The organism is Micromonospora sp. DT63 (assembly GCF_049841615.1).
Taxonomy (GTDB): Bacteria; Actinomycetota; Actinomycetes; order Mycobacteriales; family Micromonosporaceae; genus Micromonospora.
Window position 1 is genome coordinate 779,099 of record NZ_JBNCKQ010000001.1, and the last position, 23,040, is coordinate 802,138.

The window sequence follows — 23,040 nt, forward strand, 5'->3', positions numbered from 1 at the left end:
GGCGCTGTGACATATTGCCCCCGTCCGGGGGCAGCGGGTTCCGGCAGTCGGTACCTACAGTCGGGCCATGAGCACCGACACCGCCGTGCGGGTCTGGCTCCGCGACCGGGGCGCTGAGCAGATCGCACATCCCGGCGGCAATCTGTACGCCCACCTCTGTCGCGTCAGCGAACGACTCGCCGCGCTCGGCTGCGACGGCGACGTACAGGTTGCGGGCCTCACCCACGCCGTCTACGGCACCGACGGGTTCGACCGCACCCTGCTCGACCGGGCCGATCGTGCGGTCCTGCGGGATCTGATCGGCGCGGACGCCGAGGAACTCGTCTATCTGTACGGCGCCTGCGACCGGGAACGCAGTTGGCCGGAGCTGGCCACGACCGGCCAGGTGTTCGACAGGTTCGTCGGTCAGGTGAGAACGACGGGTGGGGATCGACGTCGGTCGCTCATCGACCTGAGCATCGTCAACGAACTGGACGTCATCGAGCACGATCGCGCGGTGGCCGAGCGGCACGGCGCCTACTTCCGGGAACTGTTCGCCTCCTGGGCTCCGGCGGCCTCCGCACCGGTCATTCACGACGCGCAGCGGGTCCTGGGGGCGTGACACCCGGACGCGTGCGAGCCGTCTACCCCGGCACCTTCGATCCCTTCACCCCCGGGGCATGTGAACGTGGTGAACCGGGCACGCGAGCTCTTCGACGAAGTGGTCGTGCTCGTCGCGGTCAACAGCAGCAAGCGTCCGGGCACCGACGAGGTGCGGCGGGCGGCCGCCGTACGGGCCGTCCTGCCGGTCGAGTGGACGTCCGTCACCGTTGTGGCCTGGAACGGGTTGACCTCCACGTACTGCCACCGGCACGACGTGGGAGTGATCGTTCGAGGCGTGCGCAACACCACCGATCTCCGGTACGAGCACCAACTCGCCGCGATGAACCAGGCGCTGGGTGTTCCTACGGTGTTCCTGCCCGCGCAGCCCGAACTGGCCGCCGTCTCGTCGACAGCGGTGCGCGCGCTGGAGCGCTGACCGTTTCCGCCGGCTCGGCGCGGGGAACTGCTCGGGGTAGAGGTGAGGGGAAAAGATGAGCCGGTACGTACTGTCGCCGACCACCCGGGCGCTGATCCTGCCGTTGCTGGCCACCGTCGCGCTGGCCACCGCCTGCACGACGGGTGGGGACACGCCCGACGCGGCGTCGTCGACCGGGTCGTCGACGAGCGCGGTCGCCACCCCGAGCCCGACAGGGCAACCATCCGCGAGCGCCAGTGGGCCGGTCACCATCCCCACGTCGGCGTTCGTCGAGCTGCCTGCCGAGCTGCGAAAGTCCCCCCGCCGCACGACGCCCGTCACCGAGGCCCTACCGACGCTGTGTGGCAACGAGTTCGGCACCGGGGGCCGGCAGGTCACCGCGAGCGCGGCGATGACGGTGACCTACAAGAAGGCCGGCGAGGCCGACAGCAACACGCCGCAGGGCATGATCCACCAGACCATCTTCACCTTCGAGGGTGACGGCGCTTCGAACTACCTGCGACGCCTGCGCGACGCGGTGCAGGCGTGCCCCTCGTACGACCAGGGCGGCAACCCCGTCACGGTCACGAGCAAGGCGTTGCCCGGCGTCGGGGACGAGGCGTTGCTGGTGACCCGTACGTGGGCCACCACGAGTCTGAGCGGCGAGCGTACCGGCGAGGGCGAATCCTCCGCCCAGATCGCCGTGGCCCGGGTCGACGGGGCGGTGACCGTGTTCCATGACCAGGGCTGGGAGGGCAGCAGCGGCAACCCGACCATCCTGGACCGGACCGTGCGCGACGGTGTGCGGGCCATCGACGCCTGGCAGCGATAACGGAAGGTGGGGCGGCGCCGACGGCACCGCCCCACGCTCCGTCAGGAACTACTGCCAGGCACTCTGCTGGGTGGAGACGAGATTGCCGGGGATGATCGTGCCGTTGGTGTTGTACTCGGTGTACGCCCAGAAGTCGCCCTCGGGCAGCGGCCCGTTGGGCTTCAACGTGAAGTTGACGCTCTGACCGCGCTCCGTCGTCGACGGCAGCGTGAGCGTGGCGGGCGAATACTTGGCGTTACGACCGATGATGGCGTGCCGCAGTTCGAAGTCGACGACCGGGCCACCGGGCACCTGCGCGAACACGTACGCGGTGTAGCGCCCCGGCTCGGGCAGGAACTTGTACGCCTGCTCCAAGCTGGTCCAGTACCTGTCACTGCTGTAGACCAGGGTGTCGCCCTTGTACAGGTACAGGTCGAGGTTGGTGTTCGGGTCTTCGGTGTTGGCTTCGACGATGATGCCCGCGGTGTTCGCCGGCACGGTGAAGTCGACAGCCTTCACGCCGGAGGCGCTCGGGTCGAAGACGCCGCCGTAGACGCCGGCCGGCATCGAGTACGACTTGCGCAGCATCGGCGTGTAACCGGTGCTGCGACCGGCGAGCGGCCCGGTGAAGCCCGGCTGGACGAAGCCGAAGGAGCCGCTGGTCATCCGACCGAACTCCTCGCCGTCGTCACCGTACGGCCGGGCGCTGATCCCCCACGGGCGGGCGGCGACCGGGATGCGGGCGCTGTGCCCCTTGCCCTTCCAGGTGATCGACCCGGTCACGTACCGGTCCCAGGGGGCGTTGCCCCGGCGCAGCGTGATGGTCACCGTCGCGGACTTGCCCGGCGCCAGCGTCACCGACGCCGGGGTGACGGTGACCTTCATGCCGGGCAGGCCGGACACCGACGACCGGTAGGTCTCGCGCGCCTTGCCCACGTTGGTCAGCGTGCGCGTGACGGTCACCGGGTGGGTGCCGTCGTACTCGCGCAGCGAGATGGCCGGCAGGTTGAGTTCCTTGCCGTCGGGCTGGGCCGTCTGGCTGAAGGCGACCAGCTCCGCGGCGGTCGGCTCGATGACCAGGCCCGGGTCGGTGGCCCGGTTCAGGTTGATGAAGCCGCTGCCCTGGTCCAGCGGGCTGGTGGTGCCGACGGTGTCGGTCGCGGTGGTCCGCAGCGCCGAGGCGACCCGGCCCGGCGTCCAGTCCGGGTGGGTGGCACGCAGGACCGCCGCCGCGCCGGCCACGTACGGCGACGCCATCGAGGTGCCCGAGTACGCGTCGAAGTCCCGTCCGAAGTTGCCCGCCGGTGAGACGGCGGCGATGATGTCCGACCCCGGGGCGACCAGGTCCGGCTTGAAGACGCCGAAGGTCACCTTGTCGGGGCCGGTGGAGGAGAAGTCTGCGACGCTGGGGACGCCCGGAACGCTGGAGCCGTCACCGCCGGTGCGCAGGGACACCGTCGCGTCGGTGGGGTGCCGCATCAGGTAGTTGAACAGCGTGCCGGCCTGCTTCTCGGTCGGCAGGTACACCACCGGGAAGTTGTAGATCGAGTTGACCCGGTAGTTGCCGACCGGGTCGAACAGCACCATCGCTGCCCCGCCCTTGGTCTTGACCTCGGCGGCGGAGGCGAACGTGTCGGACAGCGCGCAGGCGACGACCTTGCCCTTGATCTTGGCGGGGTCCAGGCTGCCCGGTTCGCAGTAGACGGCGCCCAGCTCCGGCGATCCGGCCTGGTCGCCGAAGACCATCGCCCGCGCGGTGCCACCGGGCAGCGCGTCCAGCGAGCCGCCGACGAGCTTCGTGCCGTCGCCCAGCTTGAGCGTCGCCTCGTCGAGATTTGTCACCGCCGCGCCGACAGTGGTCACCCAGGGCGCCGCGTTGCTGATGGCGCCACTCACGATGCCGGTGTTTCCCGCCGACGCCGCCACGAAGACCCCGGACAGGGTGGCGTTGAGGAAGGCGACACCGATCGGGGTGTTGGCCTCCCAGTCGCCCAGCTGCGAGCCGATCGAGAAGTTCAAAACCTGCACGCCGTCGGCGACGGCCGCGTCGATGCCGGCGATGATGTCGGCGTCGAAGCCCATCCCGGCCCAGAGCACCTTGTAGACGGCGATCTGGGCGTCCGGCGCCACCCCGGAGATCGGGCCGAAGCGCCGACCGTCGATGGTGACGTCCGAGATCGGCAGACCGGCGGCAGTCGAGGCGGTGTGCGTGCCGTGCCCCTCCATGTCGCGGGGAGAGAGCAGCTCACCCTCGGGCACCGAGCCGCCGCCCGCGAGCCACGTGTCGGCGAAGTACCGGGCACCCACGATCTTGCCGTTGCAGTGCTCGGCCACGAAGGCCACGCCGGTCTGGCACGTGCCGTGCCAGGTCGGGGGTGCGGGCATCTTCTTGGCGAACGAGGCGCTCTCCGGCCAGATGCCGGTGTCCAGGACGCCGATCACCGTGCCCGCGCCGGTCGCGGGACCGGGCTTGACCGGCTTGGTGGTGGTGCGCTCGGCCGCGGACCGCTCGGCCTCACCCGGGGTGGCGGCGGTCGGGGTGGGGGCCGTCGTGGTGGTCGCGAGTGGCGACGTCGATCGGGTGCCGAGCGCGCGTGCGGCGGTGACGGCGCGAACGCGCTTGTCCGCCCGCAACGCGGTCGCCTGCTGAGCGGTCAGCTTCGCCGAGAAGCCGTTGAAGGCGGCGGTGTAGGCCGCCTTGACCTGGACACCGGCCGCGGCGGCGACGGCGGCCCGCTGCGTGTCGAGGTGCCGGCGGTACGCCTGCGACGGCGCGGACGTCACGTCCAGCCGGCCACCCGGCGTCGGGCGGGTTCGCGCCAGCCCCGAGGTCCCACCGACGTACGTGGTCAGCGGGGCCTCGGCCAGTTCGACGATGTAGACGCCGGAGCCGGACGCGTCCACGGCGGCCTTCGGGCTGGTCTCACTGTTGCCGGGGCGACGGTCCGCCCCGTCGGTCAGGGTGGTGCGCCGGTCGGATCCGGTGGAGAAGTAACCCGGCCCGCTGCTGGCTGGCCGGTCCCCCGGGGCCGCCGACGCCGATCCCGCTACACCGGTTGTGCCGGTGATCATCGCGACGACCAGCGTCGGTATCGCCAGCCTTCGCAGCCTGTTCCCGCTCGTGCGTGAAGACACGAGACTCCTTTCCATCGCTCCCTTGTGGAGCTGCCTCATCGATCGCGACCCGCTCATGGGAGCGCTCCCCCACCTAAGCCCGCGACGGTTAATCGAGGGTTTGCTCGGTGTTACGGATCGCTGGTGCACATAAGATCACGATGCGTCAGCCGTGCCTAGATCATGTTTTCCGGTCGCAGGTCACCCCTGCTGCGGCCCGAACCACACCACGGCGATGACGATCGCGGGCAGCACAACGTGGCGCACCAGAAGCACCCACGGCACCAGCCGGAACGACGGGCCCGCTCAGATCGCGAAGCGGCCCTGACGCCACTGCCAGTGACGGCCGGCCGTCAGGTGGTCGACGATCGCCCGTTGCAGGGCGGTGCGGCGCGGCAGTTGGTCGAGCGGCGTGCTCAGGGTGCGGAACACGAAGCGCCGCACCTCGACGTCGGCGTCCAGCCCTTCGGGCTCCTCGTAGGGCTCCAGCTCGAATCGTCGCTGGAAGCGGACGATGTTGGAATCCTCGGGAAGGTAGTCCCGCAGCTGCGGGTCGAGCAGCCACGAGCCGCAGGAGAACGCCGTGTAACGCTCGTCGGGAAAGTGGCGCGGGAAGAAGGCGCGGGCCTCGTCGAGCGACGCCGAGACCGCTTGCGGGGTCAGCGGCCCCGAGTCGGGGATGTGCAGGCCGATGGCGCCGTCACCACGGTGGTGCTGCAACCGGCCCAGCTCGTAGACGGCGCCCCGCACGTGCAGCGTCAACCAGCTCTGCATGACCGGCCACCCCTCGCGGCGCATCCGCCGGTCGACGGCGAGGTTGCGACCCAGGTCCGCGAGGGTCGCCCAGGACACGGCGTCGGGAACCCCGTGGTCGCGGTGGTAGTCCCGAACGACACCGACGAGGGCGAGGTACGCGTACACGTAGAGGTGTTGCCACGCCGGGCCCCGTTCGCGCGGCAGCTCCGGGCCCGGCGGCAGCCAGACGTAGCCGCCGAGATCGGCGCGGACCAGGGCGATCGAGCGGTCCAGGAGCCAGCGCAGCTCCGGAGTCCACAGTGGCGAGTCGGGGTGGGGCCAGCCGGCCATGATCTCGGCGGCGTCGTCCGGGCGGACCGCGAGCCGGTCGAGCATCGCGAGCGCGTCGGCCTTGGCGGGCAGCGGGGCCGACGGCCGGTCTCCGGCGAGGCGGTGCACACGCTCGACCGCCTCGACGGGCACCCCGAGCCGGGCGGCGGTGTCGTCCACGTCCACCGGGCGACTCTACCGCCGGCCGGCGTTCCCGCGCGGCCGGCATCTTCTCGCCAGCGTCACGCGAGACGCCTCCAGAGCACTGTGAGCAGTGCGGCGAGGCCCAGGCCGAGCAGCGGGGCGACGCCGATCCCGGCGAGCGTGCAGGCGACCGCGACAAGCGCCGGCGGCATCCAGCACCAGGCGGGCACCCTCCGCGCGGTCCGGCCGCGGCGGCGGGCCGCCGCCTCGGTAGCCATCGGCACCACAAGCACCGGCAGCGCGGCGGCCAGCAGCGTCAACCAGGGCAGCACGAGACGGTCGAAGCGCGCCACCGCCAGCAGCCCGCCGAGCACCGCGACGGCGACCATCGCGGGCCGCGCCGGCACCCGCGGCGTCAGGCCGCGCACCGCCAGCGCCCCGGAGTAGGTGGTGGTCAACGCCGCGGCGAAGACGGCCACCGCGACGAACAGATTGGCGTACGCGGCCAGCCCCGACCCGGCGGCGAGGAGCGCGACCACGTCCGCCGAGCCGGTACGCAGCCACAGGCCGGCACCCGCGAGCACACCCAGCAACGCCGGCCCGATCAGCAGCCCCACACACCAGGCCAGGTCCCGCCGCCGGGCGAGACCCACGCTGAAGTCCGGCGCCCGCAACGCGAACACCGCCGCGTAGCCGATCAGCGCGGCACCGTCGGCCAGCCCACCGGCGGCGAGACGCACCGGGGCACCGGGCGGCGGCAGCACGGTCAGGCACCAGCCGACAAGCACCACCGCGCTGAGCGTGGTGAGCACCGCGACCCGGTTGCCGTACCGGGCCGGCGCCCAGGAGACGGCGAGGACCGCCACCTCCAGCAGCGCCGGCCCGGCCCAGCCCGGCAGGTGCGCCAACGCCGCGAGGGACGCGCCGCCGAGCCCGACGTTGAACCCGTTCCAGCCGATCATCGACACGGTCAGCACGGCCGCCAACAACAGCCGTGAGGTGTCGCCCAGGTACGCGGGCAGCACCGCCGTCAACGTCCCGCCGTCACCGAGCGGCCGGCGCAGGCCGATCCGGCCCTGCCCCCAGAGCAGCGCCGCCATCAGCGCCCCGCCGACCAGCAGCCCGGTCACCGGCACCGCGCCGCCGTGCCGGGCGGCCATCGCCGCGCCGAGCACCAGGGTGGCCGGCGCGGTGCCGATGCCCAGCCAGGCGCCGGCCGCCGACGGCCAGCGCCGTCCGGGTGGGTCATCCCGGGACGACGTCCGCGCGCCGGCCAACCCGCCGTCGGGCAGTCGCTCAGACAACGTGGCGCAGGTAACCGGCGATCGCCTCGTCCAGCACCTGTGCGCCGGGACGCGCCCACACCTCGGCGGAGAAGACCTCCACCTCGATCGGCCCGCGGTAGCCGGCCGCGTCGACCGCCTCGCGCAGCCGGCGCAACTCGATGCACCCGTCGCCGGGCAGCGCCCGGCCGAGCAGCACCCCCTCGGGCAGCGGGGTCACCCAGTCGCAGACCTGGAACGCGGCGATTCGCGCGCCGGCCCGCGCGATCTGCGCGTACACCGTGTCGTCCCACCACACGTGGTACGCGTCGACGACCACGCCGACCACCGCCGGGTCGAACCGCTCGGCGATGTCCAGCGCCTGGCCGAGGGTGGCGATCACGCACCGGTCGGCGGCGAACATCGGGTGCAGCGGCTCGATGGCCAACCGGACGCCGGCCGCCGCCGCGTGCGGGGCCAGCTCGCCGATCGCGTCGGCGACCCGACGGCGGGCGCCGTCGATGTCCCGGCTGCCGGGCTGCAGACCGCCGGAGACCAGCACCAGCTCGGGTGCGCCCAGCGCGGCGGCCTCCTCGATGGCTCGCAGGTTCTCCGTACGCCAGTCGTCGGCGGCGAAGAAGCCGCCCCGGCACAGGGACGTGACGACGAGGCCGGCGTCGCGGACCAGTTTCGCCGAGCGGGCCAGCCCGTACCCGGCCACCGGCTCCCGCCACAACCCGATGCCCGGCACGCCGGCCGCCACGCAACCGGCGACCACGTCGGGCAGCGCCCAGTGCTGGGCGGTGGCCTGGTTGAACGAGAAGCGCGTGAGGCTCACAGGGCTGTTCTTCGTTCGCGACTGCGGGGCTCGCAAACCCGGCTCACTCCTCGCGCTCACTGGGCTGTTCTTCGTTCGCGACTGCGGGGCTCGCAAACCCGGCTCACTCCTCGCGCTCACTGGACGACACCCGCGACGGTGAAGAACGCCCGCGCTCGGGCGGCGGCCAGGTCGGCGTCGGGCAGCAGTCCGGCCGCGTCGGCCAGGGTGAGCAGCGTCGCCAGGTGCGCCGGGGACCGCCCGGACTGCGCGCCGCCGACCATGGTGAAGTGGTCCTGGTGACCGGCCAGCCAGGCCAGGAACACGATCCCCGTCTTGTAGTGCCAGGTCGGTGCCGCGAACAGGTGCCGGGCCAGCGGCACGGTCGGCGCGAAGATCTCGTCGTACGTCGCCAGGTCGCCCCGGTCGAGGGCGGCCAGCGCGGCGGCGGCGGCCGGTGCGATCGCCGCGAACACCCCGAGCAGCGCGTCCGAGTGGCCCACCTCGTCACCCCGGATCAGCTCCGGGTAGTGGAAGTCGTCGCCGGTGTAGAGGCGTACCCCCGCCGGTAGCCGGCGGCGCAACGCGACCTCCCGGCCGGCGTCCAGCAGTGACACCTTGATGCCATCCACGGTGGACTGATGCGCCTTGATCAGCTCGACGACCGTGTCGGCGGCCAGGTCCAGATCGGCGGATCCCCAGTAGCCGGTCAACGCCGGGTCGAACATCGGGCCCAGCCAGTGCAGCACCACCGGCTCGTCGGCGGCGGTCAGCAGCTCGTCGTACACCCGGAGGTAGTCCTCGGGGCCGCGGGCGGCGGCGGCCAGGTGCCGGCTGCACATCAGCACCGGCCGGGCGCCGGCCGCGCGGACGTCGTCGAGCTGTTCGCGGTACGCGGCGGCGACCGCCGACAGGGTGGCCGGGCCGGGCGGCAGCTGGTCGGTACCGACGCCCGCGACGATCCGGCCGCCCACGGCACGAGCCTCGGCGGCGCTGCGCCGGATCAGCTCCCGGGTGGCCGGGTAGTCCAGGCCCATCCCCCGCTGGGCGGTGTCCATCGCCTCGGCGACCCCCAGCCCGTACGACCACAGGTGCCGCCGGAACGCGAGTGTGGTGTCCCAGTCCACGGCCGCCGGGGCCCCCGGCACGTTCTCCGCGCCCGGGTCGGCGACCACGTGCGCGGCGGCGTACGCGATCCGGCCGGTCGCCGGGGCGGCCGGGCGGGCGAAGCCGGTCCCCCCGGCCAGCCGGTGTCGCCGCCCGCCCGGCAGCACCACGTCGGCGGCGCTCACGCGCGCAGCTCCGGAACCTGGACGCGGACGCCCTCGCGGGCCGCGCGCAGCCCCAGCTCGGCGAGCTGCACGCCGCGCGCGCCGGCCAGGAAGTCCCACTGGAACGGCTCGCCGGCCACGACGTGCCGCAGGAACGCCTCCCACTGCACCCGGAAGCCGTTGTCGAACTCCTCGTTGTCGGGCACCTCGCTCCACTGGGCGCGGAAGTCCTCGGTGACCGGCAGGTCCGGGTTCCACACCGGCTTCGGAGTGACCGCCCGGTGCTGCACCCGACAGTTGCGCAACCCGGCGACGGCGCTGCCCTCGGTGCCGTCGACCTGGAACTCCACCAGCTCGTCGCGGTACACCCGCACGCCCCAGGACGAGTTGATCTGCGCGATGATCCCGCCGTCGAGTTCGAAGATGGCGTACGCGGCGTCGTCGGCGGTGGCCGCGTAGGTGCGGCCGTCCTCGTCGACGCGCTCGGGCACGTGGGTGGCTGTCACGCAGGAGACCGCGTTGACCCGGCCGAACAGCTCCTCCAGGACGTAATGCCAGTGCGGGAACATGTCGGACGTGATCCCGCCGCCGTCCTCGGCCCGGTAGTTCCAGGACGGGCGCTGGGCCGGCTGCCAGTCGCCCTCGAAGACCCAGTAGCCGAACTCCCCCCGCACCGAGAGGATCCGGCCGAAGAAGCCGCCGTCGATGAGCCGCTTGAGCTTGCGCAGACCGGGCAGGAACAGCTTGTCCTGCACGACGCCGGTGCGGATGCCGGCCGCGGCGGCGGCCCGGGCCAGGTCGAGCGCGCCGGCGGTGTCCTCGGCCAGGGGCTTCTCGGTGTAGATGTGCTTGCCGGCCTCGATCGCCTGACGGATCGCCTTCTCCCGCTGCTGGGTGACCTGGGCGTCGAAGTAGATCTCGACGTCGTCCCGGGCCAGCGCCGAGGTCAGGTCGGTGGTCCAGTCGGTGAGGCCGTGCCGTTCGGCGAGCTCGCGGAGCTTCGTCTCGTTGCGCCCGACCAGGACCGGTTCCGGCCAGATGGTCGTGCCGTCGGCCACCGGCACGCCGCCGGACTCGCGGATGGCCAGCAGGGACCGGACGAGGTGCTGGCGGTAGCCCATCCGTCCGGTCACGCCGTTGACGATGATGCCGATGGACCTGCGGGTCATGGTGTTCCTTCCGTCGTGCTGGGTGGTGCCGATCCGCGTTCAGTGGTTGGCGGCCGCGCTGCCGAGCAACCCGCGTAGTTCGGTGGCGAGGCGGTCGAAGCGGGGGTCCGACATCACCTGCGCGTAGTCGCGGTGCGCCGGCAGTTCGACCGCGAAGGTGCGGATGATCCGGCCGGGCCGGGCGCTCATCACCACGACCCGGGTGCCGAGGAAGACCGCCTCGGCGATGGAGTGGGTGACCAGCACGACGGTGGTGCCGGTCTCCCGCCAGATGCGGTGCAGCTCGGCGTTCATCTGCTCCCGGGTCAGCGCGTCCAGGGCGCCGAACGGCTCGTCCATGAGCAGCACCGGCGGGGCGTGCAGCAGCGCGCGGCACAGCGCCACCCGCTGCTGCATGCCGCCGGACAGCTCGTGCGGTAACGCCTTCTCGAAACCGGTCAGGCCGGTCATCTCGATCAGCTCGTCGGCGCGGCGGGCCGCCTGCGCCCGGTCCATGCCGCGCATCTCGGCCTGGAGCAGGATGTTGGCCCGCGCGCCGCGCCACTCGAGCAGCGCGGCCTTCTGAAAGACGAAGCCGATCTCCTTCTGCGGGCCGCGTACCGGGCGCTCCAGCAACGACACCTCGCCGCTGGTGGGCTTGACCAGCCCGGCGACGATCTTCAGCAGGGTGGACTTGCCGCAGCCGGACGGGCCGACGATGGTGACGAACTCCCCCGGCTCGATGTCGAGCGACACGTCGTCGAGGGCTGTGGTCTGCGACCGTCGGGTGGTGAACCGGACGGTCACCCCGGACATTCCGATGGCGGTGCCGGTAGCTGCCGGCGCGGCGCTCACCGGGTCACCCCTGCGCCGCGTACGAGGAGTCCCAGTACGCGTTGGGCGCCCCCGGGTCCTTCAGCTCGGCGTAGCGCGACATCAGGTCGATGGTCTCGGACCACTGGGCCTCGGTGTTGACTCCGGGCGGGCCGTCCCCGCCGAGCAGCGGCAGGTTGAGGGTGAGCTGTTTGGTGAGCACCTCGGGGGCGGGCTCGTTCTCGGCGAGGGCCGCCATGGCGCTCACCGCGCCGGCGGGGTCGCGGGCGGCGTCGGCCCAGGACTTCTGGGTGGCCCGGACGAACTTGCGGGCAAGCTCCGGGTCCTTCTGCAGGGTCTGCGTGTTGGCGATCAGGCCGGTGCCGAGCAGGTTCATCCCGTAGTCGGCGAAGAGCAGCACGTCGACCTTCTTGCCGGTCTTGCTCTCGATGGTCGGGGCCTGGTCGTGGAAGAAGCCCATGATGGCGTCGACCTTGCCCTCGGCGAGCGCGGCGATCTTGCCGGCCGCGTCGACGTTGACCACCTTGACGTCGTTCTTGTTGACGCCGTTCTTCTCCAGCCAGGCCGGGAAGGTCGCGTAGAGGGCGTCGCCGGGCGTACCGCCGACGGTCTTGCCCTTCAGGTCCGCCGGTGTCTTGATGTTCTCCTCGGTGAAGAACTCGACCGAGGAGGGCCCCTTCTCCAGGTACGCGCCGAGGCTGCGCACCGGCATCCCGCTGGCCACGGACTTGAGCAGCACAGGGCTGTCGGCCCAGCCGAAGTCGGTCTGTTTCTGGGCGACCTGCTTGACCGTGTTGCCGGAGCCGTTGCCGGGCAGGATCTTCAGGTCGATGCCCTCGGCCGAGTAGTAGCCCTTCTGCAGGCCGTAGTAGAAGGGGGCGTGTTCGCCGTACGGCACCCAGTTGAGGGTGAGGGTGACCTGCTTCTTCCCGTCGGCGCCGGTCTTGCCCGTGGTGTCGTCGGCACCGCAGCCGGTGGCGGCGAGGAGCAGGGCGGTGGTGGCCAGGATGGTGGTGGCGGTGCGTTTCATCGGTGCCTCCGTGATGGGGCCGGTCAGGAGGTGGTGAGGGACACGCCGGCACGGCGGCTGGCGTGCCACGGGATGAGCAGTGCCTCGGCGATCTCGACCAGGACGAACAGGACGATGCCGATGGCGGACATCAGGATCAGGTCGGCGAACAGCAGCGGGGCGTCGAGGTTGCCGTTGGCCAGCAACAGGACGTAGCCGAGCCCTTCGCTGGCCCCGACGAACTCGCCGACCACGGCGCCGACCACGGCGAGGGTGACGGCCACCTTGAGGCCGGCCATCAGGTGCGGCAACGCGTTCGGGAAACGGATCTTGCGGAAGGTGCGCCACGGCCCGGCGCCCATGGTGGCGGAGAGGTCGAGCAGTTCCGGGTCGGTGGACCGCAGGCCGGCCACCCCGGAGATGACCACCGGGAAGAACGCGATGAGCACGGCCAGGATGATCTTCGGGGTGAGGCCGAGACCGAACCAGACCACCAGCAGCGGCGCGATGGCGATCTTCGGGATGACCTGTGCGAACAGGACGATCGGGTAGAGCGCCTTGTCCAGGGTGCGCGAGTAGGCGATGGCGACAGCGGTGGCCAGCCCCAGGGCGGCGGCCAGCACGAAGCCGAGCACCGTCTCGTACAGCGTGACCATGGTGTGCCGGGCCAGCTCGGACCACTGGCCGGTCATCGTGGTCCAGACCTGGCCGGGAGTGGGCACCAGGTAGTTGGGCACGTACTCCCGGGCGGCGACGAACCACCAGGCGACGAAGAAGGCGACCAGCACCAGGGCCGGTCGCCACAGCGAGTCGGCGAGGGCCGCCGCGCGCCGACCGAGCGTGGGGCGTGGTGCACGGCCACCACCGGACGGCGGTTGCGCCACCCTGGACGGACCGTCGACGACTGTCGCACCGACTTTTCCTGGCGCGGAGGCGGCTGCCCGCGCACCGCTCGCCTGGTCGGCGGCGGCCGACCGGCCCGCCGTGTCCAAAGAGTTCTCGGTCACGCGGAACCTCCTCGGGGCCCGGCACGGCACTCGTGGAGCGGGCCGGTCGGCGGATCAGGCAAACGCTTTCCTGGAGCGTAGGCGGCCCCCTCACGCCGGGCAAGGCCTTTCCTCGATCTATTCGTCGATCGGCCCGGCCCCGCACGCGCCGGGCCACCGGCGGCCCGCGCACACCCCGCCGTCAGCGAGACAGCGGCGGATCGGGACCCTCCACTCCGGACGGACGACGCGACGAGCGCCGTCAGTCGCCGGCCGGGTAGGTGTCGAGGAGGCCGCACATGCCGAGCCGACCCCGCTCGACCGGCTCGGCCACCGCGTACACCCCGGCGTCGCCCAGGTGTCCGGGATCCCCCCGCCCGAGGGCGTCGAGCTGCACGGCGGTGTCGGCGGCGGCGCGGCCGGCGCCGGCTTCCCACCGCTGCCGCCACCGCCTGAGCAACGGCTGGCGCAGCGCGATCGCGGCGGCGTGGAACGCGGCCAGCGCCGCCGGCCCGCCGGACCGCAGCGCCGAGAAGCCGGTCACCGCCAGATCCCGCCGGCGGTACGCGGCACGCACGTCCGCGCCCGGCGCTCCCCCGTCGGGCAGCGCCGCCGCCGCGGCGTACGCCGCCGGGTCGGCCAGCACCTCGGGTGGGAAGGTCAGCACCGCGTCGCCGGCCTCGGGCAGGCCGCTGTTCTGCATGAGCACCACGATGCTCAGCCCACCGGTGTTCACCAGGCGGTGCACGGTGCCCGGTTCGAACCAGACCACCGCCCCCGGCCGCAGCGGCGTCTCCCGGAACCCGGCAGTGGTCAGGGTCTGCACCGCGCCCTCGCCGTCGGTCACCACGTACCCCTCGGTGCAGCACAGGTGCACGTGCGGGGTGCCACCGACGACGCCGTCCGGGGCGCCCGTGTCGTAGACGCGCAGCCGGGAGACGCCGATCCCGCCGGGAAGCGCCGCGAAGCGATCGGACATGGCCGGGCCTCCCTGCGGGAAAGGGCTTTCTCTGCGGTACGGTGACGCTAGCCGGCGCGGCGAAACGCCGTCAACAGACCGAGGGGGCGGGCCATGGCGACCCTGTCCGACGTGGCGCGACGCGCGGGCGTCTCACCCGCCACCGCCTCCCGCGTCATCAACGGCAGCAGCAAACCGGTCACCGACGAGCTGCGCGAGCGGGTGCTCGCCGCCGTCGCCGAGTTGCAGTACGTGCCCAACGCGCACGCCCAACTGCTGGCCCGCTCGCACCGCAGCGCGGTAGGCGTGATCGTGCACGACGTCTCCGACCCGTACTTCGCCGAGATCACCCGAGGGCTCCAACGGGTCGCCACGGACCAGGGTCGGCTGCTGATGATCTGCAACAGCTACCGCGACCCGGACCGCGAACTGGAGTACGTGGAGCTGCTGCGCGGCCACCAGGTGGCGGCGCTGATCCTGGCCGGCTCCGGCTACCACGACGAGGCGTTCACCCGGCAGCTCAACGAGAAGCTCGCCGCGTACGAGGCGACCGGCGGGCGGGTCGCGGTCATCGGTCGCCACGAGCACTCCGGCGACGCCGTCATGCCGGACAACCGGGCCGGTGGTCACCTCGCCGGTCGCGAACTGTGCGAGCTGGGGCACCGGGCGATCGGCGTGGTCGCCGGCCCCCGCATCCTCACCACCACCACCGATCGGCTGGCCGGGCTCCGCCAGGCCCTCGCCGAGCAGGGCCGCGAGCTGCCCGAGCACCGCATCCGGTACGCCGAGTTCGACCGCGACGGCGGCGCCGAGGCCACCGCCCGGCTGCTCGACGCCGACCCCGGGCTGACCGCGATCGTGGCCCTCAACGACTCGATGGCCATCGGCGCCCTGGCCACCCTGCGGGCCCGCTCGCTGGCGGTGCCGCGGCAGGTCTCCGTGGTCGGCTTCGACGACATGCCGATCGCCCGGGACGTGACGCCCGCACTGACCACCGTGCGGCTGCCGCTCGTCGACATGGGAGTCCGGGCGATGTCCCTGGTGCTCGGCGCGGAGGCGCCGGCTCCCCGGGTCGAGGTGCTGTCCGCCGAGCTGATCCGCCGGGACACGTCCGGGCCGGCGCCGACCCAGCGGCGCGAGGCGACCGCGTCGGCGCCCCGCGCCCGGCGAGCCGACGCCGCCTCCTGACCGGGCTCGGCCCCGCGGAGTCCGGTCAGGACGGACGGCGTAGCTGGGTTGCGGATCGAGGACGAACCGGCTGCGGTACGTCCTCCCGGCGGCGTCGCGCGAACGAGCAGATCACGGCGCACGGCGCGGCCCGTGCGGGTGGCGGCCGACGCGGGGTCGGCCGCCACCGGGGTGGGTCAGGGCAGGTCGATCGGGCGCAGCACCCGGTCCACGGTGTGCGCGATCTGCCGGTTGCCCTTGTTGACGTCGAACGTGACCACGCGGGCGTCACGGTCGTTGGTGTCGGCGTCGACCAGTCGCAGCTGGCGGAAGATGAACCAGTAGGTGCGGACGTCGACCTTGACGCTCGGGCCGAGGGCGGTGGTCAGCTCCGCGCCGTCGGCCTTGAGGGCCGCCCTGCGGTCGATCGTCGAGCCCGGCACGACGTGGTAGAGCAGCACCGTCTCCACGGTGTCTATACCCAGCCCGGCGACCGCGGCGAACGCGGCGCTCTCCCCGGGCAGCTTCCTGGCCTTGGTCAGCTCCTGCACCAGTTGCTGGAACGCGGCGTCGTTGGGCAGGAACGCGGTCAGTGCGACGGTGCCGTCGGTGAGGACCTTCACCGGCGAGTCCGGCTTGGCCTCGAGCACCGCCAGCACGGCCGCGGTCAGGACGTCGAAGTCCCGCGAGTTGCGGTCGAAGCCGCTCGTGTCCTTCGTGAGCACCTGGGCGAGCGACGTCGTGCCGAGCGGCTTGGCCTTACCGGTCGCCTGGGCCGGCACGGCCACTGCGGTGGTGGCGAGCGCGGTGGCCACGGCGCCCACCGCCATCCGGGCGGCGAATCGTGCGATCTTCATCAGCGGGCCTTTCGTCGAAGCGACGGATCCGTGACGTCTCGTCACGACACATGCTTCGCGGCCGGCACACCGCCCGGATGCAGCCGTCGCCGGGAAAGTTCGGCAGCCGAAATCCGCTGTCCCCGCCCGGGCGCCCCGCGTAGCCTGCGCCGGTGCTGATCCGTGAGTTCGACGACCAGGACTGGTCGCAGGTGTGGCCAATGATCGAGGACGTGGTCCGGGCGCAGGAGACCTTCCCCTACGACCCGGACATGACAGCGGACACGGCGTACCGCGTCTGGGTGGAGGCCCCGCCCGGCCGGACCGTCGTCGCGGTCGACGGCGAGCGGGTGCTCGGCACGGCGAAGATGGGCACCAACCGGCCCGGGCCGGGCGCGCACGTGTCCACCGCCAGTTTCCTGGTCGCCGCCGACGCGCGGGGCCGGGGTGTGGGCACCGCGCTGTGCCGCGACGCCCTGACCTGGGCACGGCGCCGGGGGTACGCAGGCATGCAGTTCAACGCAGTGGTGCAGACCAACCGGGTGGCGGTCGAGTTGTACCGCAGGGAGGGCTTCGACGTGGTCGGCACCGTGCCGGGCGCCTTCTGCCACCCCACCCTCGGCCGGGTCGGTCTGCACGTCATGTACCAGGAGTTCTGACCGCCCCCGCCGGTGGTCAGCCGGCCTGACCCACCGGGACGGCCGGAGGCGACAGATGTGTCTGCGCGCCAGCGCGGCGGATCGGGGTGAACAGCCCGCCGACGGCGACCAGCAGGCAGCCCGCTCCGGCCGCGAACGCGACAGCCGCGACGCCGTACCGGCCGGCGGCCCAGGTCAGGATGGCGGCGCCGGCCGGCCCGAGGGCGTAGTGCGTGCTCCAGAACGCCGAGGTGACCCGGCCGAGCAGATGGTCGGGGGTGATCTCCTGGCGCAGCGACATCGAGCAGATCCCGCCGACGCTGAGACAGCACAGGTAGACGGCGGTGAGCGTGGTGACCGCCGGCACTGTCGTCGCCATGCCGGCGCCCGCCACCGCGAACCCGCAGACGGCGTGCGCGCCGATCCAGGTGGCGCCGAAGCCACGCCGACGGCGCAGCGGGGCCACCAGCAGCGCCCCGGCGACAGTGCCCAGCGCCGCCAGGCCGAGCACCGCGCCGACCGTGCGTTCGGTGCCGCCGAGGTCGTGCGTGACGTGGTAGATCAGCACATCGGTGAAGCCGTAGGTCAGGAAGATGAACACCGACAGCAGGACGGTCAGCGCGCGGAGCACGGGCTGTCGCCACAGGAACCGCGCCCCGGCCAGGAACTCGGCCAGCGGGCGCTCCCGCGGCACCGCGACGTCGGCGGCCGGAGCGCTGCGCAAGCGGATGAGCCGCAGGCCGGCCGCCGAGAGCGCGAAGCTCGCCGCGTTGACGGCGATGGCGACCGCCGGACCGAAGCGGGCCGACACCACGCCGGCGAGCAGCGGTCCGAGGACGGCGGCCGCCGCGAACGTCGCCTGGAGGCGGCCGTTGGCCTCGGTGAGCCGGTCGGAGTCGACGAGGTTGCGCACCGCGGTCACCGCCGCGACCTGGAACAGCATGCCGGCCGCCTCGCAGATCGGCAGCACGACGAAGAGCAGCCAGACCTGCGGGCCCGCGAGCCAGGCCAGCGGCACCAGGGCGTAGAGGACCAGACGGGCCAGGTCCGCGACGATCATCAGCGTACGGCGGTCGTACCTGTCGACCAGCACCCCGCCGAAGATCCCGGCGACCACCGACGCCGCGCCGGCGACTGCGGTGAGCAGGCCCATCTGCGCCACCGACCCGGTCGCCTGCAACACCAGCAGCGGCACCGCCAGGTAGGCGAACGCGTCACCGGCCGCGGAGAGCGACTGCGCGATCCAGTACGTGCCGAAGGAGCGGTCCCGCCACAGCGGAGCCCGCCGAGGGCTGGCAGCTCGGCTCATCCCGTCGAGGGTAGTGGCCCTCGCAGCGCCGTGCCGACCGTCACACCGGGCCGATGTCACGAACCGGTCGGCGTACCGCATCTCGTGGTCGTCACCTCGATCGGCGAGGGACGGCGAGCGGAGAGGCACCACGATGAGCACAGCACAGACCCCGCACCGGGTCGTGATCCTGGGCGCGGGCTACGCGGGCATGGCCACGGCGATCCAACTCGCGGCGCGCACCCGGCGACGCTCCGACGTGCGGGTGACCGTGGTGAACGCGCAGGAACGGTTCACCGAGCGGTTGCGGCTGCACATGACGGCGACCGGACAGGACGTCGCCGAGCTGACCATCCCCACCCTGCTGGCGGAAACCGGCGCGAGGTTCGTCCGCGGCTGGGTGACGGCTGTGGACGCGCACGCGCGGACCGTCCGGGTCGACGACAGCCAGATGCTGCACTACGACACCCTCGTCTACGGGCTGGGCAGCGTCGCCGACACGGCAGCGGTGCCGGGCGCGCAGGAGCACGCGTACACCCTGGACAGCCCGGCGGACGCGGCGGCGCTCGCCGACCGGCTGGCGCGGCTCGGCGCGGGCACCGTCGTCGTCGCCGGCAGCGGGCTGACGGGCGTCGAGGCGGCGGCCGAGATCGCCGAGCGGCACCCGGAACTGACTGTCGTGCTCGTCGGCCAGCGGGAGCCCGGGGCGGGCATGAACGCGAAGGCACGGGCCTACCTGCGTAACGCCCTCACGCGCCTGGGCGTCCAGGTGCACACCGGCGCGGCGGTGACGCGGGTGCTGCCGGACGGGGTCGAACTGGCCGACGGGCGGACGGTGGCCGCCGCGGTCGTGCTCTGGACCGGCGGCACGCGGGTGTCGCCGCTGGCAGCAGCCGCGGGGCTGACCGTCGACGATCGCGGTCGCGTCGTCACCGACGCGACGCTGCGCTCGGTCTCACATCCGGACGTGTACGCGGTGGGCGACGCCGCGGCGGTCCGGCAGGGCTACGGCGTCCTGCACGGCACGTGCCAGAGCGGCATGCCGACAGGTGTGCACGTCGGGGTGTCGATCGCCCGCAGCGTGCGGGGTCGACAGCCGCAGCCGTTCCGCTTCGGCTACTACCACACACCGGTGAGCCTGGGACGGCGTGAAGCCCTCGTGCAGTTCACCCATCCCGACGACAGTCCGCGCCGGCTGTGCCTCACCGGCCGTACCGCCGTCTGGTACAAGGAGACGGTGAGTGCCTCCCCCTGGCCGACGTACCGTCGCATGTCGCGGATGCCGGCGTCCGGCGCGTTCTGGCCGCGCGGTGGCCGCTTCACCCGCCTGCGGGACGCGCGGTGACCCGGCCCGGCGACGGCGCCGACCAGCAGGTGTTCCACCTCCACCGCAACCTGCTGTTCGCGGTGGCCTACCGCGTCCTCGGTAGTGCGGCCGACGCCGAGGACGCGGTGCAGGACGCCTGGATCGCCTGGTCGGCGGCCGACCGTTCGCAGGTCGCCGACCCGAGGGCGTACCTGGCGCGGATCGTGTCGAACGTGGCGTTGCAGCGTCTGCGCTCGGCCCAGCGTCAACGCGAGACCTACGTGGGGCCGTGGTTGCCGGAGCCGATCCTCACCAGCGGTGACACCGCCGACGCCGTCACGGACGTCGAGTCGGTGTCGATGGCCATGCTGGTCGTGCTGGAGACACTCAGCCCACTGGAGCGAGCGGTGTTCGTCCTGCGGGAGGTCTTCGACTTCAGCCACGCCGAGATCGCGGAGGCGGTGGAGCGCTCCGAGGCCGCGGTGCGCCAGGCCGCGCACCGCGCCCGCGAGCACGTCCGGGCCCGACGTCCCCGCTTCCCGGCGGATCGCGCCCGCCAGCGCGGGGTCACCGAACGGTTCGTCGCCGCCGCCACCGGTGGGGACATCAACACCCTCCTGGAGTTGCTGTCCCCGGACGTCACGCTGTGGACCGACGGCGGAGGCAAGGTCCGCCAGGCCCTGCGGCCGATCGTGGGCGCCCGCACGGTGGCCACCTGGTTCGCCGCCATCGGCACGGTGCCCTACCAGGGTGTCCAGCCCGCCGACAGGACAGTCGCGTTGGCCGAGATCAACGGCGGGCCGGGCGTGGTGTTCCGCGGCGCGGGCCGGGTGATCGCCACCGTCACCCTCGATGTCGACGCCGACGGTCGGGTCGCCGCCATCCACAACGTCGCCAATCCCGACAAGCTGCGGGCCGTCGCCACCGGCGCCGCCCACGACGTCTGGTCGTCCTGAAACGGCCCCGGGAGGGACTCCCGGGGCCGTTTCAGGGGCGTACGCGCAGCGGGTCAGCCCTGGCGCAGCGGCGCGAGCGCGGCGCTCCAGGCCACGACCTGGTCGAGGGTCACGTTGAGCGCGTCCCGCTGGTGGTCGTTGGGCTTGAAGACGCTGAAGTTTTCGAAGTCGGTGAAGAGGGACAGCGCGACCTGCGAGCGCACGTCGGCCATCTGCAGCTCACCGGCGATCAGGCGCAGGTGCTCGACGGCCCGGGCGCCGCCGACCGAGCCGTAGCTGACGAAGCCGACCGCCTTGTTGTTCCACTCCGCGTAGAGGAAGTCGATGGCGTTCTTCAGCGCACCCGAGGTCGAGTGGTTGTATTCGGGCGTCACCATCACGAATCCGTCGAACGACGCGATGGTCTCGGCCCAGCGCAGCGTGTGCGGCTGGCTGTACTGACCCATCGCGGGCGGGTACGCCTCGTCGAGGTGCGGCAGCTTGTAGTCGAGCAGGTCGATCAGCTCGAACTGCGCGTCGGTGCGCTGCTGGGCGATCTCTTGGACCCAACGGGCGACGGCTTCGCCGTTGCGCCCCGGGCGGGTGCTTCCGAGGATGATCCCGATCCTGGTCATGGCTGCGCCTTTCAGTGGTCCGAACCTGGCGCCGGAACGCTAGCCGGTCCTTGCTTGGTCAAGCAAATGACGGACCTATGGGCGTGATCACACGCTGGGTAAGCAATTGCTCAATCAAGCAACTACGCTGGGACCATGACCGACCCCACCGCAGAGCCGCTGCGGCCCCTCGACTCCGACGAGGAGGCGCTCGTCCGCGCCCTGGGCCGGGTGATGTACGTGATGCCCCGCACGATCGACGCCGACATGGTCAACGACCGGCAGCTGCCGCTCACCGAGTACACCGCCCTGATGAACCTCTCCGAGGCGCCGGACCGGCGGATGCGCATGCACGAGCTGGCGGCGGCCTGCTACCTCTCCCTGAGCGGCATGACCCGGACGATCATCCGGCTGGAGACGCAGGGCCTGGTCAGGCGGGAGCGGTGCGAGGAGGATGCGCGCGGCTGGAACGCGGTGCTCACCGACGCGGGCTTCGCCCGGCTCCAGGAGTCCTGGCCCAGCCACCTCGCCGCCGTACGCCGGCGGTTCCTGCGCCACTTCGAGGGCCTCGACCTGGCCCAGCTGGCCCGCGCGTTCGGGCGCGCGGGAGCAGTCGACTAGCTGGTTCGTCGAGGTGATTCAGCCCGCCGGTCACCGGTCGGCGGCCGGCGCCGCCTCCCCCTGCTCGACCTCCTGAATGAGTTGCTTGAGGTGGGCGATCTCGACGCGCAGGGCCGCCCGACCGGCAGCGGTGAGCGTCACCCAGGTGCGCGGGCGCTTGCCCTCGTAGCCCTTCTCGATCTGGATCAGCTCGGCCTTCTCCAGGACGGTCAGGTGCTGCCCGAGGTTGCCTGCGGTCAACTGCAGAGTGGTGCGCAGGAAGCCGAACTCGACCTGGCGAGCCTGGTGCGCGATGGCCAGGATGCCCAGCCGGACGCGCTGGTGGACCACGTCGTCGAGACCGTTGGTGGGATGGTCGGTCATCGCGCCGGAACCTCGGTGCTCGGCTTGAACAGGGCGAACGCGGCACTGCCGAGCAGCAGCAGCGCCGCCGGGACGAGCAGGTGCGGCAGGAAGAACCACCGCGAGGTCGAGTGGATGACCTGGCTGCCCTGCACCAGCACGATCGCCAGGTAGACGAGGGTGTACGCCAGCAGTGCCCGGTTGCGTTCGACCCACGCGAGCACCAGCAGCGCCAGCGCGATGACCGCGATGGGACTGGCCAGCCCGTTGACGAGCCACGCCGTCGGCCCGACCTCGATCTCGACCGGGTCGACGGAGAAGGGGTCGGCGGGGACGGGGACGAGCGGGTGGTACGTCAGCCAGATCGACACGGCGGCCATCAGAGCGGCCAGCGCGACGCCGACGACGACGTAGGGGCGGATCGGGGTGCCCACGCCACGTCGTCGGGACTGCTTGACGTAGAAGCCGGCGATCGCCACGTACGCGAGCACCAGCGCGACGGTCCAGTATCCGAGCTGCGTCGGACTGGGCTCCATGCAGACCGTCTGCCCTTGACGGGACCGGCAGGTGCCGAACAGGTCGAGGTAGGGGGCGTACCGGTAGACGGGTATCGCGACCAGGGTGACCGCCGCGAGGACCAGCAGCGGAAACCAGGTGCCGCGCTGGGCGACATGGACCTGGCGGGTCAGGTCGCGCACGGCCGCCAACAGCTCGCGAGGACCGTCTGCCTGCGGAGCGGATTCGTGTGTCATGAAGTTAGCTTTGCATTACAGACCTGTCCGCGCAAGAGAGTGCTCCAACATCTCCCGAACCGTGCCCAGACAGCACCGAGGGCGTGTGTCGAAGTCCCCGGTTCAGGATTTCGACACACGCCCCG

General features: G+C 72.2%; 23 protein-coding genes. 8 read left to right on the forward strand and 15 right to left on the reverse strand.

Annotation, left to right across the window (positions count from 1 at the left end):
- Positions 1-67: 67 nt before the first annotated feature.
- The 3 genes from ACLQ27_RS03680 (at position 68) to ACLQ27_RS03690 (ending at position 1,829) form a co-directional block, all read left to right on the forward strand.
- Complete coding sequence (locus tag ACLQ27_RS03680; RefSeq protein ID WP_425865589.1) at positions 68-601, forward strand: DUF6817 domain-containing protein; 534 nt, start codon at positions 68-70, stop codon at positions 599-601.
- A gap of 69 nt (positions 602-670) precedes the next feature.
- Positions 671-1,018 carry a pantetheine-phosphate adenylyltransferase gene (locus ACLQ27_RS03685; protein ID WP_425865590.1) on the forward strand — a complete coding sequence of 116 codons (348 nt, stop codon included), beginning with the start codon at positions 671-673 and terminating at the stop codon, positions 1,016-1,018.
- Between the two features lie 55 nt (positions 1,019-1,073).
- Positions 1,074-1,829, forward strand: a complete 756-nt coding sequence (locus ACLQ27_RS03690) for a hypothetical protein (protein WP_425865592.1) — start codon at positions 1,074-1,076, stop codon at positions 1,827-1,829.
- 48 nt (positions 1,830-1,877) lie between these two features.
- On the opposite strand, the gene ACLQ27_RS03695 is transcribed toward ACLQ27_RS03690, so the two are convergent.
- From ACLQ27_RS03695 to ACLQ27_RS03740, 10 genes are all read right to left on the reverse strand, one after another.
- Complete coding sequence (locus ACLQ27_RS03695) at positions 1,878-4,880, reverse strand: S8 family serine peptidase (RefSeq protein WP_425865593.1); 3,003 nt, start codon at positions 4,878-4,880, stop codon at positions 1,878-1,880.
- Positions 4,881-5,228: 348 nt separating this feature from the next.
- Entirely contained in the window at positions 5,229-6,173 is a 945-nt protein-coding gene (locus tag ACLQ27_RS03700) for an acyltransferase domain-containing protein (RefSeq protein ID WP_425865595.1), read from the reverse strand.
- A gap of 56 nt (positions 6,174-6,229) precedes the next feature.
- Entirely contained in the window at positions 6,230-7,435 is a 1,206-nt protein-coding gene (locus ACLQ27_RS03705; RefSeq protein WP_425865597.1) for a hypothetical protein, read from the reverse strand.
- Positions 7,428-8,231, reverse strand: coding sequence for a sugar phosphate isomerase/epimerase family protein (locus ACLQ27_RS03710; RefSeq protein WP_425865598.1), 804 nt, complete (start codon positions 8,229-8,231; stop codon positions 7,428-7,430). Before ACLQ27_RS03710 ends, ACLQ27_RS03705 begins: the two co-directional genes overlap by 8 nt.
- A 116-nt stretch (positions 8,232-8,347) precedes the next feature.
- A complete protein-coding gene (locus ACLQ27_RS03715) occupies positions 8,348-9,502 on the reverse strand; it encodes a dihydrodipicolinate synthase family protein (protein ID WP_425865599.1) in 1,155 nt (384 codons plus the stop codon).
- Positions 9,499-10,650, reverse strand: coding sequence for a Gfo/Idh/MocA family protein (locus ACLQ27_RS03720; RefSeq protein ID WP_357497274.1), 1,152 nt, complete (start codon positions 10,648-10,650; stop codon positions 9,499-9,501). Before ACLQ27_RS03720 ends, ACLQ27_RS03715 begins: the two co-directional genes overlap by 4 nt.
- A gap of 39 nt (positions 10,651-10,689) precedes the next feature.
- Positions 10,690-11,445 carry an ABC transporter ATP-binding protein gene (locus tag ACLQ27_RS03725; protein WP_255786628.1) on the reverse strand — a complete coding sequence of 252 codons (756 nt, stop codon included), beginning with the start codon at positions 11,443-11,445 and terminating at the stop codon, positions 10,690-10,692.
- Between the two features lie 43 nt (positions 11,446-11,488).
- A complete protein-coding gene (locus ACLQ27_RS03730; protein ID WP_425865600.1) occupies positions 11,489-12,493 on the reverse strand; it encodes an ABC transporter substrate-binding protein in 1,005 nt (334 codons plus the stop codon).
- 23 nt (positions 12,494-12,516) lie between these two features.
- Positions 12,517-13,479, reverse strand: coding sequence for an ABC transporter permease (locus ACLQ27_RS03735; RefSeq protein WP_357497277.1), 963 nt, complete (start codon positions 13,477-13,479; stop codon positions 12,517-12,519).
- 241 nt (positions 13,480-13,720) lie between these two features.
- A complete protein-coding gene (locus ACLQ27_RS03740; RefSeq protein WP_425865601.1) occupies positions 13,721-14,437 on the reverse strand; it encodes a cupin domain-containing protein in 717 nt (238 codons plus the stop codon).
- Positions 14,438-14,530: 93 nt separating this feature from the next.
- Between ACLQ27_RS03740 and ACLQ27_RS03745 the strand changes: the two genes are divergently transcribed.
- A complete protein-coding gene (locus ACLQ27_RS03745; RefSeq protein ID WP_357497281.1) occupies positions 14,531-15,604 on the forward strand; it encodes a LacI family DNA-binding transcriptional regulator in 1,074 nt (357 codons plus the stop codon).
- 176 nt (positions 15,605-15,780) lie between these two features.
- Here the strand turns inward: ACLQ27_RS03745 and ACLQ27_RS03750 are convergent, their stop codons facing one another.
- The gene (locus ACLQ27_RS03750; protein WP_357497283.1) at positions 15,781-16,440 is read right to left on the reverse strand and encodes a fasciclin domain-containing protein; all 660 of its coding nucleotides are present in this window, start codon (positions 16,438-16,440) and stop codon (positions 15,781-15,783) included.
- 152 nt (positions 16,441-16,592) lie between these two features.
- Here ACLQ27_RS03750 and ACLQ27_RS03755 point away from each other — a divergent pair, with 152 nt between their 5' ends.
- Positions 16,593-17,078, forward strand: a complete 486-nt coding sequence (locus ACLQ27_RS03755; protein ID WP_357497285.1) for a GNAT family N-acetyltransferase — start codon at positions 16,593-16,595, stop codon at positions 17,076-17,078.
- Between the two features lie 16 nt (positions 17,079-17,094).
- On the opposite strand, the gene ACLQ27_RS03760 is transcribed toward ACLQ27_RS03755, so the two are convergent.
- Positions 17,095-18,366, reverse strand: a complete 1,272-nt coding sequence (locus ACLQ27_RS03760) for an MFS transporter (protein ID WP_357497287.1) — start codon at positions 18,364-18,366, stop codon at positions 17,095-17,097.
- 133 nt (positions 18,367-18,499) lie between these two features.
- Here ACLQ27_RS03760 and ACLQ27_RS03765 point away from each other — a divergent pair, with 133 nt between their 5' ends.
- Both ACLQ27_RS03765 and ACLQ27_RS03770 read left to right on the forward strand, forming a co-directional pair.
- Positions 18,500-19,690 (forward strand): NAD(P)/FAD-dependent oxidoreductase, encoded by a 1,191-nt coding sequence (locus tag ACLQ27_RS03765; RefSeq protein ID WP_357497288.1) that lies wholly within the window; start codon positions 18,500-18,502, stop codon positions 19,688-19,690.
- Positions 19,687-20,607 (forward strand): RNA polymerase sigma-70 factor, encoded by a 921-nt coding sequence (locus tag ACLQ27_RS03770; protein ID WP_357497289.1) that lies wholly within the window; start codon positions 19,687-19,689, stop codon positions 20,605-20,607. The genes ACLQ27_RS03765 and ACLQ27_RS03770 overlap by 4 nt, the downstream gene beginning before the upstream one ends.
- Positions 20,608-20,660: 53 nt before the next feature.
- Here the strand turns inward: ACLQ27_RS03770 and ACLQ27_RS03775 are convergent, their stop codons facing one another.
- Complete coding sequence (locus ACLQ27_RS03775) at positions 20,661-21,221, reverse strand: NADPH-dependent FMN reductase (RefSeq protein ID WP_425865602.1); 561 nt, start codon at positions 21,219-21,221, stop codon at positions 20,661-20,663.
- Between the two features lie 135 nt (positions 21,222-21,356).
- Here ACLQ27_RS03775 and ACLQ27_RS03780 point away from each other — a divergent pair, with 135 nt between their 5' ends.
- The gene (locus ACLQ27_RS03780) at positions 21,357-21,821 is read left to right on the forward strand and encodes a MarR family winged helix-turn-helix transcriptional regulator (RefSeq protein WP_234582540.1); all 465 of its coding nucleotides are present in this window, start codon (positions 21,357-21,359) and stop codon (positions 21,819-21,821) included.
- Between the two features lie 30 nt (positions 21,822-21,851).
- Here ACLQ27_RS03780 and ACLQ27_RS03785 read toward each other — a convergent pair whose 3' ends face one another.
- On the reverse strand, positions 21,852-22,184 hold the full coding sequence (locus tag ACLQ27_RS03785; protein WP_234582541.1) for a winged helix-turn-helix domain-containing protein: 333 nt from the start codon (positions 22,182-22,184) through the stop codon (positions 21,852-21,854).
- Positions 22,181-22,915 (reverse strand): hypothetical protein, encoded by a 735-nt coding sequence (locus ACLQ27_RS03790; RefSeq protein WP_357497292.1) that lies wholly within the window; start codon positions 22,913-22,915, stop codon positions 22,181-22,183. The genes ACLQ27_RS03785 and ACLQ27_RS03790 overlap by 4 nt, the downstream gene beginning before the upstream one ends.
- Positions 22,916-23,040: the final 125 nt, after the last annotated feature.